This is a genomic window from Psychrobacter sp. DWR1-2-3 (genome assembly GCF_049896465.1).
Classification (GTDB): domain Bacteria; phylum Pseudomonadota; class Gammaproteobacteria; order Pseudomonadales; family Moraxellaceae; genus Psychrobacter; species Psychrobacter maritimus.
This window is the reverse complement of record NZ_JAFCUJ010000005.1, coordinates 80112-93045: the sequence shown is the minus strand read 5'-3', so window position 1 is coordinate 93045 and position 12934 is coordinate 80112. Positions and strand designations below refer to the sequence as shown.

General features: G+C 44.4%; 11 protein-coding genes. 3 read left to right on the top strand and 8 right to left on the bottom strand.

Going from position 1 to position 12934, the window contains the following annotated elements; genetic code table 11:
- Positions 1-20: 20 nt before the first annotated feature.
- Positions 21-1283: a 4-aminobutyrate--2-oxoglutarate transaminase gene (gabT, locus tag ACP7AA_RS09940; RefSeq protein ID WP_426223466.1), complete on the top strand. Its 1263-nt coding sequence runs from the start codon at positions 21-23 to the stop codon at positions 1281-1283.
- Between the two features lie 279 nt (positions 1284-1562).
- On the top strand, positions 1563-3002 hold the full coding sequence (locus ACP7AA_RS09935) for an APC family permease (RefSeq protein WP_201618743.1): 1440 nt from the start codon (positions 1563-1565) through the stop codon (positions 3000-3002).
- A gap of 102 nt (positions 3003-3104) precedes the next feature.
- Here ACP7AA_RS09935 and ACP7AA_RS09930 read toward each other — a convergent pair whose 3' ends face one another.
- From ACP7AA_RS09930 to ACP7AA_RS09920, 3 genes are all read right to left on the bottom strand, one after another.
- Complete coding sequence (locus ACP7AA_RS09930; protein ID WP_281490076.1) at positions 3105-4478, bottom strand: NAD-dependent succinate-semialdehyde dehydrogenase; 1374 nt, start codon at positions 4476-4478, stop codon at positions 3105-3107.
- 291 nt (positions 4479-4769) lie between these two features.
- Positions 4770-5639 carry an N-carbamoylputrescine amidase gene (aguB, locus tag ACP7AA_RS09925; protein ID WP_426223465.1) on the bottom strand — a complete coding sequence of 290 codons (870 nt, stop codon included), beginning with the start codon at positions 5637-5639 and terminating at the stop codon, positions 4770-4772.
- Positions 5640-5762: 123 nt separating this feature from the next.
- Entirely contained in the window at positions 5763-6758 is a 996-nt protein-coding gene (locus tag ACP7AA_RS09920; protein WP_426223464.1) for a Na+/H+ antiporter NhaC family protein, read from the bottom strand.
- 8 nt (positions 6759-6766) lie between these two features.
- Between ACP7AA_RS09920 and ACP7AA_RS09915 the strand changes: the two genes are divergently transcribed.
- Positions 6767-7048, top strand: coding sequence for a cupin domain-containing protein (locus ACP7AA_RS09915; RefSeq protein WP_426223463.1), 282 nt, complete (start codon positions 6767-6769; stop codon positions 7046-7048).
- Positions 7049-7181: 133 nt separating this feature from the next.
- Here the strand turns inward: ACP7AA_RS09915 and ACP7AA_RS09910 are convergent, their stop codons facing one another.
- From ACP7AA_RS09910 to ACP7AA_RS09890, 5 genes are all read right to left on the bottom strand, one after another.
- Positions 7182-8594: a glycosyltransferase gene (locus ACP7AA_RS09910; protein WP_426223462.1), complete on the bottom strand. Its 1413-nt coding sequence runs from the start codon at positions 8592-8594 to the stop codon at positions 7182-7184.
- Between the two features lie 161 nt (positions 8595-8755).
- A complete protein-coding gene (locus tag ACP7AA_RS09905) occupies positions 8756-9640 on the bottom strand; it encodes a TIGR03915 family putative DNA repair protein (RefSeq protein WP_426223461.1) in 885 nt (294 codons plus the stop codon).
- 52 nt (positions 9641-9692) lie between these two features.
- Positions 9693-10961: a putative DNA modification/repair radical SAM protein gene (locus tag ACP7AA_RS09900; protein ID WP_426223460.1), complete on the bottom strand. Its 1269-nt coding sequence runs from the start codon at positions 10959-10961 to the stop codon at positions 9693-9695.
- A gap of 119 nt (positions 10962-11080) precedes the next feature.
- Positions 11081-11695 (bottom strand): hypothetical protein, encoded by a 615-nt coding sequence (locus tag ACP7AA_RS09895; protein WP_426223459.1) that lies wholly within the window; start codon positions 11693-11695, stop codon positions 11081-11083.
- 184 nt (positions 11696-11879) lie between these two features.
- Positions 11880-12809 carry a hypothetical protein gene (locus ACP7AA_RS09890; RefSeq protein WP_426223458.1) on the bottom strand — a complete coding sequence of 310 codons (930 nt, stop codon included), beginning with the start codon at positions 12807-12809 and terminating at the stop codon, positions 11880-11882.
- Between the last annotated feature and the right edge of the window lie 125 nt (positions 12810-12934).

Sequence of the window (12934 nt, the reverse complement as noted above, 5' to 3'; positions counted from 1 at the left end):
AGAAAGAAAAGGATATTCTTATGACTACTACCAATCAATCATTACTTGAGCGCCGTAAAGCGGTTTTGCCAACAGGACTTGGCGTTGCCTTTCCTGTCTTTGCCGAAAAAGCAAAAAACTCGGAAGTTTGGGATATTGAAGGCAATCGTTATATCGACTTCGTCGGCGGTATCTCAGTATTGAATACCGGTCACAGCCATCCAAAAATCACGCAGCGTGTGCATGAGCAGCTAGACAAATTTACCCATACTGCCGCGCAAATGATTAACTATGAATGCTATGTTGAGCTTGCTGAAAAGCTTTGCCAAAAAGCCCCTATCAGCGGTCAGACAAAGGCATTCTTTTTGACCACTGGCGCAGAAGCCGTTGAAAACTGTATCAAGATTGCTCGTGCAAAAACCGGTCGTCCGGGTGTCGTCTCTTTCGTTGGCGGTTGGCATGGTCGCACGCTGATGTGCATGAGTCTAACGGGTAAAGTATTGCCATATAAAAAGAACTTTGGTCCGATGCCAGGCCCAGTCTTTCATGCGCTATTCCCAGCTGAAGAGCTAAATGTCACTGAAGCACAAGCATTGCATAGCCTTGAGATGATTTTCCAAGCGGATATCGACCCAAGTGAAGTGGCGGCGATGATTATCGAGCCAGTACAGGGCGAGGGTGGTTTCCATCAAGTGACGCCATCGTTTGCCAAAGCCTTGCGCGAGATTTGCGATGAGCATGGCATTGTGCTGATTTTTGATGAAGTACAGTGTGGTTTTGCCCGTACCGGTACCTTGTTCGCCAGTGAGCAGTTGGGCGTTGAGCCGGACCTAATGACCAGTGCCAAGAGCTTGGCGGGTGGTTATCCTATCTCTGCCGTTATCGGCCGCGCTGATATTATGGATGCGCCGCAAGTAGGCGGTTTGGGTGGTACTTATTCTGGTAACCCACTGGCTTGTGTGGCAGCTTTAGCAGTCATGGAAGTCATCGAAGAAGAAAACCTGCTTGAGCGTAGTGTTGAGATTGGCGATAAAATCGAAGCTTTCTTAAAGGGTTTAAACTTAAGCAGCATCGGTCATATTCGTCATAAAGGCGCGATGTTAGCGTTTGAGTTAATCGACAGTGATGGCAAGCCTGATGTTGAAGCAACGGCCAATTTAAAAGCCAAAGCATTTGAGCAAGGTCTGTTATTAGCCTCTTGTGGCATGTTCGGTAACGCCATTCGCGTGATGGTGCCACTAACGGTTGAAGATGAAGTGCTCCAAGAAGGCCTTGATATTATCAAAGGTATTTTGACTGCTTAAAGGCGTTAAGATTTAACAATAATGGATGCTTAAGGTTTGGATGATGACAGTTCTGCTTTGAGCGGTGGTTTTACAACGGCGCCTTGCAAGTCAAGACGCCGTTGTTGTCTCTGCTATCAATATATAAAAACATTATCAAGCTTCTCAGTCGAGAAGTATGGAAAGATAAATATGAGGGGCGATGCCCTGTTACATAAATCCTGTTATATAAAATACATGTCACTCTAGGTGTAATGAGCAAAAGATTCACATGGATTAAACACGGACAAGGAGTAGATTATGTCTGAATTAAAAAAATCTTTAGGGACGCTAGACGTTATCGCGTTGGCATTTGGGGCGATGGTCGGTTGGGGCTGGGTCGTCTTAGCGGGCGGTTGGATTTTGTCTGCTGGTACGTGGGGTGCCATGCTGGCATTCTTGATAGGCGGACTGGCAGTGATATTGATTGGGGTGACTTATGCTGAGCTTGCCGCATCGATGCCAGTCACCGGCGGTGAGCACACTTATACCCATCGCGCATTAGGGGTCAATGTCTCCTTTATCTGCTCATGGAGTATTCTATTTGGTTACTTCTCAGTGGTCGCGTTTGAGGCGGTCGCACTCCCGACAGTCGTAGAATATTTTATCCCCAATTATAACCAAGGTTACCTCTGGACCATCGCTGGCTGGGATGTCTATGCCACTTGGGTCGGCGTCGGTATGCTGGGCTCCGTTATTGTAACGTGGCTCAATATCCGCGGTATGGAAGTCAGTGCTTGGTTCCAAAAAACGGCCGTATTAGGCATTTTATTCGTCGGGACGTTATTGTTTATCGGGGCGGTACTGTTTAATCCTGAAAGCTCAAACTCAGTACAAGCGCCAGCATTCATTGGTGGTATCGGCGGTATAATGGCGGTTATTGTTATGGTGCCGTTTATGTTTGTTGGCTTTGACGTTATCCCGCAGGCAGCAGAAGAGATTGATTTAACGCGGCCCAATATCGGTAAATTTTTGATTATCTCGATTATCGTTGCGGTGATGTGGTATGTGGGTATTGCGTGGAGTGTGGGCACGACTTTACCACTGGTACAAGCAGAGAGCTCAACCCTCGCCACGGCTGATGCCATGACCAATGCATGGCAAGGCAAATGGGCGGGTATTTTGTTAGTGATTGGCGGTGTGCTTGGTATTTTATCGAGCTGGAACGCCTTTTTAATCGGCGGCAGTCGTCTGCTGTATGCGATGTCCAGAGCACATATGTTGCCAGCCTTTTTAGGTAAATTGCATCCAAAATATAAAACGCCATCAAATGCCATTTTATTAATTGGCGGTTTGGCGACGCTTGCGCCGTTATTTGGTCGCAAAATGTTGGTTTGGATTGTCGATGCCGGTGGTTTTGGTATCGTTATCGCTTACACCTGCGTGGCTATCTCATTCTTAGTACTGCGCTACCGTGAGCCTGATATGGTTCGTCCGTTTAGAATACCAGCAGGCAAACTGGTCGGTATGCTGACGATTGTGCTAAGTTTTGGTTTATTGATGCTCTATATGCCAGGTATGCCATCTGCGTTGACCGCTGTTGAATGGTGGATTTTCTTTGGCTGGACCGTCTTAGGTATCGTGTTATATAGCTATGCAAGGATAAAATATCCTGGTATCAGTGAAGCAATTATGGCAGAAGAGCTACGCGAATTAAAAATTGTCAATCAGCTATGGTTAAAGGATAATCCAAAGAAATAGCTTTTATTTTAAACTGATTATAGTAATAAAATTCCGCTGCAAAAAAAGCCTAACAGTGAATGTTAGGCTTTTTATTATTCTCAAAATCAATCAATCAATCGATTAGGATTTATCACGAATCAATTTATAATTTAAAAACTCAGTGATACCAAGCGTACCAAGTTCGCGGCCAAATCCTGAGCGTTTGACACCGCCAAATGGCGTGTTTGCTTCACTACCAGAAGGAGCATTGATAGTAACCATACCGACTTCTAGTTTGTCAGCAATATCAGCAGCTAGGGCAGCATCTTGCGTTTGGATGGAAGCCCCAAGGCCGAAAGGCACGTCGTTGGCTATCTTAATCGCATGCTCAATATCACGCGCCTTATAGACGACTGCGACAGGACCAAATAGCTCTTCACGGTAGACATCCATAGACTCATCAACGTCTGTCAGTACGGCAGGCGCAAACCAAGCACCCGGCTTGTCTTTGACCATGCCACCTTTGACCAATACCGTTGCGCCGGCTTGAACGGCACTGTCTAGCTGCTCTTGTAAATTAACTGCCGCCGCTTTTGAAGACATTGGACCGATAAAAGTACCTTCATCAAGCGGATCAGCCAATGTCATGTTACGTACGGCATTGGTAAAGCCTTCGACGAATTTATCATAGACCGATTCAACGACGATAAGGCGTTTGGCCGCATTACAAGCTTGCCCTGTATTACCAAAACGACCTTCGATTGCGCCTTTCACAGCTTGTTCGATATCGGCATCGGCTGCGACGATAAAGGCATCTGAACCACCAAGCTCTAGCACTACTTTCTTCAGCGCGCCGCCTGCAACTTTAGCAACCGCCTGACCTGCGCGCTCAGAGCCTGTTAATGAGACGCCTTGTACGCGGCTGTCTTCGATGATGGTCGCTGCTTGCTCATTGGTGGCAAACACATTGTTATAGACGCCCTCAGGTAAGCCTGCCTCTTTTAGGATATCAACGATGGCTTCGGCAGTCTTAGGGCACTGCGGCGCGTGTTTTAGGATAATGGTATTGCCCGCCATAAAGTTTGGCGCGGCAAAACGTGCTACTTGATAATGCGGATAGTTCCACGGCATGATACCTAATAGAGCACCTACAGGGAGTTTTTCTACAGAAGCAGAACCACTATCAACATCGATGCTATGCGGTGCTAGTAGCTGCTCAGCGTTGTCTGCGTAGTAGCGATAAATCTCAGCAACCAAGCCAATCTCGCCTTTTGCTTGGGCGACAGGTTTGCCCATCTCATTGGCCACGATACGAGCCAGCTCATCTTGGCGTTCAAGATAAATATCGGCAATTTTATGCAGCAAGGCACTGCGTTCAGTGAGTGAAACCTGACGCCAGTCTTGATAAGCGCTGTGCGCTTGTTCAATAGCGTTTTGGATGTCTTGCTCAGTTGCTGTCGGGTAGGTGCCTTCTACTTCGCCAGTTGCTGGGTTGTTTACTTGATAATCGCTCATCATTATTCCTTAGGGTTAGATTCAAAATCCGTTTATGTTTTTTTCTATGCCTTTCTTTCTATGTGTGTATTCCTATACTTATCTATCTATACTTATCTATCTATACTTATCTTTCTGTGCTTGTCTGTTTAAGTTTATCTTTTTAAGCAGATAATGTTGGTTGCTGCTGAGTAACGTTATGAGTCTTGCTACCAGCAAAAACGATTTGTCTTATGCGTACATCCATAACCTGATGCTAAAGAAAGTCTATTTCAAGTGCTACAAAGGCTTCATTTAGGCATCGCTTATCATTTAGCCATGAGTCAGTAACGTGCCATACATTGATGGACGGCGATCACGGAATACGCCCCATTGGCGGCGCGCGATAGCCAGTTCATCTAAATCAAAAGTAGCAGTAAGAACTTCTTTTTTATCCTTCGATGCTTCTTGGATAATCTCGCCGCGACCATCGGTGATAAACGAGCTACCGTAGAATTCTAGCGTGCTGTCATTGCCATTTTGACTGATGGTTTCTGTACCGATACGATTCGCCGCGATAACTGGCATAAGGTTGGCGGCGGCATGACCTTGCATACAGCGCTGCCAGTGACCTTTTGAGTTAATGCCCAATGTCGGCTCATCGCCAATCGCTGTCGGATAAAACAGTAGCTCTGCACCCATCAGCGCCATGCTACGCGCGCACTCAGGAAACCACTGATCCCAGCAGATACCGACGCCGATTTTGGCATATTTGGTATCCCAAACCTTAAATCCAGTGTCGCCTGGGGTAAAGTAAAACTTTTCTGCATAAGGAATACCATCTGGAATGTGGGTTTTACGATACGTGCCCAGTATCTCACCATCGGCATCAATCACGGTGACACTATTAAAAAACGTATTGCCAGACTTTTCATAAAAGCTGATGGGCAATACTATGTCTAACTCTTTGGCCAATGCTTTAAAGTGGTTGATAGCGGCATTGTCGGCAACTGAAGTCGCCATTTTAAAGTAATCAAAATCATGAACTTGGCAGAAGTAAGGGGTTTCAAACAGCTCTTGTAGCAAGACAATATTAGCACCCGCTTTTGCAGCCTTGGTCACTAATTCAGTGGCGGTATCGATATTTTGCTGTTTATCCCAACCGCACGCCATTTGGGTTGTCGCAACGGTGACAGTTCTCATTATCTAATTCCTTTTAGTTATTGAGAGAGGTGGGCGGTCTTCTGAGAGGACTATCTATGGGTAATAATTGATAAAGTATTTATCCATAGATAGCGCTCATTGGAATGCTTGTAATAGTCCAAATTAAGCCATCATATAACCCAAGCCTAAGAACGTCACGACGGATAAACCCGCGCCGAGCATGGCATAGGGGAACTGAGTAAAGGCATGTTGCATCGGAGAGCAACCAGCGCCTTGGGCAGCCAATAACGATGAGTCACTAAAGAAACAGGCATGACTACCAAATGAAGAAGCTGACAATAAAGCCCCAATCATCAGTGGCGTGCTGACACCAAGTGCTAACGATATTGGGAATACAATTGGCATGGCAAGGACATATATTCCCCAGCTTGATGAGGTGGCAAAAGTTAGGAATGCCATGACCGCAAAGATAACAGCAGGGAAGATGACAATCGTCATATATGGCGTGATAGCCTCAACTTGAGTCTCAAAGCTTAAAATACCTTGTATCCAATACACCACAACCGTAATAAAGCAAGTCAGTAATGCGCCACGTAATAAATCAATTTCAAAATAAACCGTTGAAACAATCAATAAAATCATTGGAAAAGCAAAGTTCATGATATTGGCTTTAAACGACAGCTTACGTTTGGCTTGAATGTTTGAAACCAATTGCTCTTCTACAAATGCTTCAGGGACAGGATTACCCGCTTTGGCGCGAGCCTCGGCTTTTTTCATCGGACCCCAGTCACCCAAAATGCCATAAGCTACTAAGAATACAATCAACAGTGCAAACCAAGCATAAGCCATATAAGGAATGGCACTGATATAAAGCCCGATACCGTCTCCAGCCACACCATTCTCTTCTAATAGACCGGCAAAATAGACCGCCCAAGTAGAGATAGGAACGATGATACACATAGGTGCGGCGGTTGAATCGACAATATAAGCGAGTTTCTCACGCGAGACGTTATAGACGTCAGTGAGCTTTTTGACAGAAGTTGATACGGCTAGACAGTTTAAATAATCATCAATAAAAACCACGACGCCTAAGGCAAAAGTAGCTAATAATGATTGACGGCGTGATTTGATAAGACTTGATAGAGCTGAGCGAGCCAAGCAGTAAAGTGTCTTTAAAGCAGGTATATAATTGTAGCACCACCAAAAATCTTGGGTTTTTGATTGAGACTTATCAGCCAAATAGCTCCACGGAAGAAAAAATCGCTCACGAAGGTGAAGAGATTGGCACTGTCATTGAAGGCAAGGTATTTATTCGTATTGAAGAGACGACTTATCTGCTGAATGAAGGTGACAGTTATGTGATTGATACCATTAAACCGCACACCTTTATCAATCCTACTGACGGCGTAACTCGTATCGTAAGTGCGCATACGCCCACGACTTATTAAGTTAATGTTAGAGCTTAATTAACGTTATTGGGTATTTTAAAAGAGTTTTAGAAATTATTCATTATCATGTAAAGCGCTACGTCTAAAAATAGAAGCAGCGCTTTTTTGTTAAAAATGAGGACTTGTAAGCATGCTATTCGGTATTGTCTTGAGTTGCTTTTGAATCATCAGCTGGTTTGGTTATTTGTGTAATTTTAGGCTCTAATACTTTAGTATCTGTCGCTTTCATGTCTGCGGTTTTAGCCTCTAGCACTTTAGCATCGGTCGTTTTAGTAGTGTCTTTAAGCAGCCTGACTTTGGTGATTTTATCCGCTGGTTCGATTTTTACATAAGGGGATTCAGGAATGGATTTAGACGCCTTGCTAAGGCCTTTCTTAATTTTTTTAATCGCCGCTGCATCCGCCTGCGCTTGTTCTTCTGCAAGCGATTGGTCATATAACCCTTGATAGACGAGTAGCGTTTGTTCAATCATTTCACGCATGGTGAATTTATTGGTCATCTCAGGACGGGTAACACTCTCTAGCTGGTTACGCACCGCTTTACAGAGCGCTTTGGCATTATATTTTTTCACCAATCCTTGCGGATATAAGGGTTGTAAAATTTCGCTAAATGCCGCTTGATCCCAGCCAATGACTGGCGTACCTAAATGAATCGCTTGCAGGGCATTGATACCGATAGATTCAGGCTCGTTAGCAAGCGCCATGACGATATTTGCGGCTGACAGCCACTCGCGCATGTCGTTACGCTTACTACCGACATAGGTAATACGCTCAGAAAGCCCTAACGTATTGCTACGTTGGCGAAAGTCTTCATGCGCGACGTCGCCCTCGCGGTAATCTTCATCCATAATAATGGCGTGAATATTGGGAAACTGTTCTTGTAGATTGCCCAGAATATCAATCAGCCATTCTTGCCCATATTCATTGCCAATGATGGTCGGAAAGACCAGCCATTTTTTGTGCTCAAGCTCAGGATATTCAGCAAAAGTGTGCCGCAACCAATAAACAGAAGGATTATGCCGATACGGATAACGGCGCGTATCGACACCGCGATAGATACGCTTAATGACCTTGGGTTCTAGATCTTCACGGCGCAGGCCTTTTTTTAGATAATTGGTGACGCTATCAGAGACCGTGATGATGGTATCGACATCAAGCAACGCTTGCGAGTATTTATTAATCGGATAAAAGCCATACATGGTCGAGACCAGTTTTGGTCGACGCTTGACGCGCGCGCGGCGCAGTGCCAAATGCAGTATCCATGCGGGTGTGCGTGAATGCACATGAATGACGTCGGGGTCGTATTTTTCAATCAGGCGGCGCAGCGGGGCAACTTGTAGCAGCGACAGCCAAGATTTTTTATTCATATAGAGCTGATGGTAGATATTGCCGTCACGCTTTAGACGTTTGACCAAGTCATTTTCTTCATCAGCGCTGGAGATAATGATGGAAGTATGCTCATTTTTAACCAAAGCGCGTCCAAGATGAAAAATACCGCGCTCGGATTCATCATGCTTTAAAGACGACAGTAAGCGCATAACTTTCATAATAGCGTCGGTCACCAAATAAGATATCAAGCTGCTATTGTCAGTTAAAAGTGCCGAAAACTCAACCACCAAGATAAAAAGATAAGGTCGGATTTGCTATACTTTTTTTAGCTAAGATTAATCATTTAATGACTGTTAACCTTATTCTCAATCTTAATAAACTAGCGGCGTTTTTGTAGATGCTCAGCATTTGGCAGCACTTGCTTCTCACTGAGATATTTCCAATAGCGCTGCGGCAAATATTGCTTATGCAGCCGCGGATTTTTACGCTCCTTGATATTGACGTTGGTAAAGTAACCTTGCCAAAACTTTTGATAGCGCTGCTCATCTTGACTATGGATACTAGCAGGATTACGCAGTACGGCATCGTCTAGGTCAGTGATGGTTTGCAAGGCAGCAGGGCGCGACGGCGTACTTTTACTTTTATCATAATAAATGCCATAGCCGCGCGCCACATCATAAATCGCCCAATGCTGGTCTTGGTAGCGCTGCCGAAAATGCTCGCCAATTAAGGGTAACACATTAAAATCAGGCTCAACGCGGGCAAAGTAAATGTCATCAGTCGTATGCTCAAAGCGCACAAAGGCTTCCATGCGGTGCTTTTCTCTACCGACAGACTTGACGGTTTGTACCAGATCCAAGACATTCAGGTTACCCAAATCTTCCATAATAGCGCGGCTAGGGTAGTCGATGGCATATTTAACCACCTGAAATAAAGTCGTGCCGATATGGTCTTTTTCTGATAAAAATCCCCACAGAATATTACGCATACCTGAACGACCTAATAATTTATGCAGTTTTGTTAGTACGCGTTCGGCATAGTCTTCATTAATGGTAACGCTGTCTGCCTGAGCGATTAACGAGGGGACATAGCAGTCTTGAGCAATTAACTGTAAGGATTCATCATCTTGTAAGCGATTGGCATACACATAAAATACCGCACTCAGCCAACCTTCAAAACTTGGCTCATAAAGCACAATACTGGGTGTCAATTGACCTAGCTGATAGTTTTGGTTTCTGGCAAGCTGTAACAGTGATTGCGACATTATGTATCCCAAGACAATCTCATTATTGTAGTTAACTTTATCAATAATTTTACTAAAATAAAGCCAGCTGCCCACTGCGTTGATCATTAAACTTCGTCTGCGTTTGTGCCAGTACATATTGACGGAAATTATCGCGTGTTAAATGGGCAAGATGTTCGTTTTTACCCGTTGTAGCGATAAAGTATTTGGCGCGATTAACCGCCGCACCCATTTTCTTCAAGTGATAAAGCGTCAACTGATTAAACTTGCGTGCCTTGACTATCTTTTTAGCGGTTTTGGTACCGATCCCGGGAATACGCACAATCATCTCGTAAGTGGCGGTTTGAATATTAACGGGAAAGTGCTCACGGTGGCGGATTGCCCACGCCAGCTTTGGGTCGCAATCCAAGTCTAGAAATGGCGAGTCCGGCTCAACGATTTCGTGCGCGCCAAAACCATAAAAACGCATGAGCCAATCGGCTTGATACAGACGGTTTTCGCGTATCATAGGGACAGGTGTACCGATAGCTGGCAGGCGACTATCGGACAGCATTGGCACATAGCCAGAGTAGTAAACCCGTTTAAGATCATATTGTTTATAAAAATGGCTTGATAGCTGAATGACCTGCAAGTCGGTCTCGTTACTCGCACCTACGATCATTTGACTGGTCTGACCCGCTGGCACAAATTTCGGCGCTTTTTTATGGGTTTTACGGCTTTCACGGATAGTGATAATTTCTTCTTTTACCGTTTGCATTGGTGCTTTTAATTGCTCATGCGACTTTTCTGGTGCCAATAAAGCCAGACCAGACTTAGTAGGAATCTCAATATTGACGCTAAGACGATCGGCATAGAGTCCTGCTTCTAATAACAATTCTTTTGACGCGCCGGGGATGGTCTTTAGGTGGATATAGCCGTTAAAGCGTTCACGGGTACGTAATATTTTGGCGACTTCGACCAAGCGCTCCATCGTATAATTACCACTTTTAAAAATACCTGAGCTGAGAAACAGTCCTTCGATATAATTACGGCGATAAAATTGCATGGTTAAATCAACGACTTCTTCGACACTAAAAGCGGCGCGCGGGGTGTCATTACTTTTACGTGACGTACAATAAGCACAGTCGTAAATACAATGATTGGTCAGCAGAATTTTAAGGAGGCTGACGCAGCGACCATCTTCAGTATAGCTGTGGCAAATACCGGTTGCTGAGGCATCACCGAGGCCACCGCCTTGATTTTTACGCGTACCAGCCGAAGAGGAACAAGAGACATCATACTTAGCAGCGTCCGCTAAGATATTGAGTTTGCCTTGTAGCCGTTCATAATTGATGGTGGCCATAAGATTACCAATTCATTTATTGGTTATTATTTTAGCAAATAGGCTTGTAAGTCACTGGAATTATTGAAGAAATATTGATTTCATGCGACAACTGTTGTCGTGCTATTTATGAGATTTTTTTAATTATGAGAGCAGGGATTAGGCAACGTTTGAACCACTTCCTCTGAGAAGTGGTTTTTAATAATCAGACGTCCTTTTTTATCGAACTCAGCATCGTACTTGGGATAAATCGCAGATTCACTATTGCCACGAGTTGAAGATAAAGCTACCTCTTTATCGGAGAAAAAATGACGGGCAACCCAGAGTTTTTGGTCATTGTTATACTCAACACTACACTGACTTTTTGTATCAAAGTCAAAGTATAGGTCAAAATTTTGTTTTTTATCCCCACGACCAAATAGTATATTAGTGCCGCACGGACTACCACAGCCGATATAGACATGATAAGTATCTTTATCGATTCTTTTGAGCGAAGTATGGTTCCAGCCGTAGCCACCGATGCCATCCATAAGCACGGTTTCTATTACTTCACCATTATTTAACGTTTCGCTTTTAAGGATATAACCATCATCGCAATATTCATGACCGTCTTTACTCATATAGGCAGTACAAATTTTCGACATATAAAAGCTAGCGTCAAATTTTGGTTCGGCAGCCTCAGCCCAAGATATAGAACTAAAAATACAGCTATAAATAATAAAAACCAATGAATAGAGAGGAGTAAATTTATACATGGAAATAATGACCGGATATTTGTTTTGAGTTAATAGCACTATAGCAAAAGGTTGGTTGTTAAGGAATAAGGTACACTCATCAAAAAGGTCTTGCTGACTAGGAAATTAGCCGGCAAGACCTTTTATTAATTTTAAGATTTATTAAATAACAATGCTTTCAAATCTAAACTTTTAGATCTAATTTTTACTGAACCTTCGCACGTATAACAACCGTTTGCGGTGCGTTAGCAGGAAGGTCAACCAAGTTCCATTTTAGTCCAGAATAGTTTTCCGTAACGACTACAGTATTGCCAACTTGTTGAATAGTTTGATAGCTATCGCCGCCAGTGGTCGCAAGCGTCGGTAATGGACTGTTTAATGATACCAATTGCACGCCATTTGGCAATGACACCATCGCATTGATACCAGTGACAGGCTGCGCGGTGGTATTGGTATAAGTGGTGTGATATTCGATGACGTCGCCAGGCGCGATATGATTCGCTGGTACGGCCATTTCACGACCGTCCTTGTTTTTTAATATCTTCATCACTTTGGTTTGTGCATTGACCACGCCAGGCGTACTAAAAGTCGGGGTCAGTTGCAGAGCGTCTAAAGAGGTAGATACGATTTGCGTCGTTGCAGGTTGGTTCGTCACTACGGTTGTCGTTGGCGCATTGAGGACTGGCAATTGGGTAGCCGTCGTCACAGGCAAGACTTCCGTCACGCTAGTCGTCGGCACGGCTATGACATCTACTCTGCTGGTTTGATTGGTCATCTGGTTGGTCACAGGCACGCTCGTCACCGTGGCACTGCCTTGGGTGACGACGGTATTGCTAATACCGTTACTGGCGACTTGACGAACCGTATAGCGCGGCACATTGGTCACTTGTGTTACCGCAAACGGCATGCCATCTTGCATAGTGATGCTATTCGGCGTTGCGGTGATGACCGCCGTTTTACCATCAGAATATTGCTCAACCACCGTCGTGCTACCAACAGACGAGCTAACCGCTATCTCAGGCGCGGCATTGGCTGTGACGATAGACATCACTGCGCCTGCCAACAGTGCTGATACTGCAGTAAATGTCGCTGTTTTTTGCATATTACCTGATGAGCGATGAATAGTAGTGGTCATAATAAAGTCCTTTAAAGTTATAATAAGTAAAACAAAAATGACAAACACTTAGATAAAAATACCCTCGTTGACTCTACAGAGCAGGTCAACGAGGGTAGCAGTATTAATGCAGTACTAGCAATAGT

Excerpts from the sequence above, each read along its gene's own strand:
- gabT (WP_426223466.1), top strand. The coding sequence starts at position 21 with ATGACTACTACCAATCAATCATTACTTGAGCGCCGTAAAGCGGTTTTG.
- ACP7AA_RS09935 (WP_201618743.1), top strand. The coding sequence starts at position 1,563 with ATGTCTGAATTAAAAAAATCTTTAGGGACGCTAGACGTTATCGCGTTG.
- ACP7AA_RS09930 (WP_281490076.1), bottom strand. The coding sequence starts at position 4,478 with ATGAGCGATTATCAAGTAAACAACCCAGCAACTGGCGAAGTAGAAGGC.
- aguB (WP_426223465.1), bottom strand. The coding sequence starts at position 5,639 with ATGAGAACTGTCACCGTTGCGACAACCCAAATGGCGTGCGGTTGGGAT.
- ACP7AA_RS09910 (WP_426223462.1), bottom strand. The coding sequence starts at position 8,594 with ATGAAAGTTATGCGCTTACTGTCGTCTTTAAAGCATGATGAATCCGAG.
- ACP7AA_RS09905 (WP_426223461.1), bottom strand. The coding sequence starts at position 9,640 with ATGTCGCAATCACTGTTACAGCTTGCCAGAAACCAAAACTATCAGCTA.
- ACP7AA_RS09900 (WP_426223460.1), bottom strand. The coding sequence starts at position 10,961 with ATGGCCACCATCAATTATGAACGGCTACAAGGCAAACTCAATATCTTA.
- ACP7AA_RS09895 (WP_426223459.1), bottom strand. The coding sequence starts at position 11,695 with ATGTATAAATTTACTCCTCTCTATTCATTGGTTTTTATTATTTATAGC.
- ACP7AA_RS09890 (WP_426223458.1), bottom strand. The coding sequence starts at position 12,809 with ATGACCACTACTATTCATCGCTCATCAGGTAATATGCAAAAAACAGCG.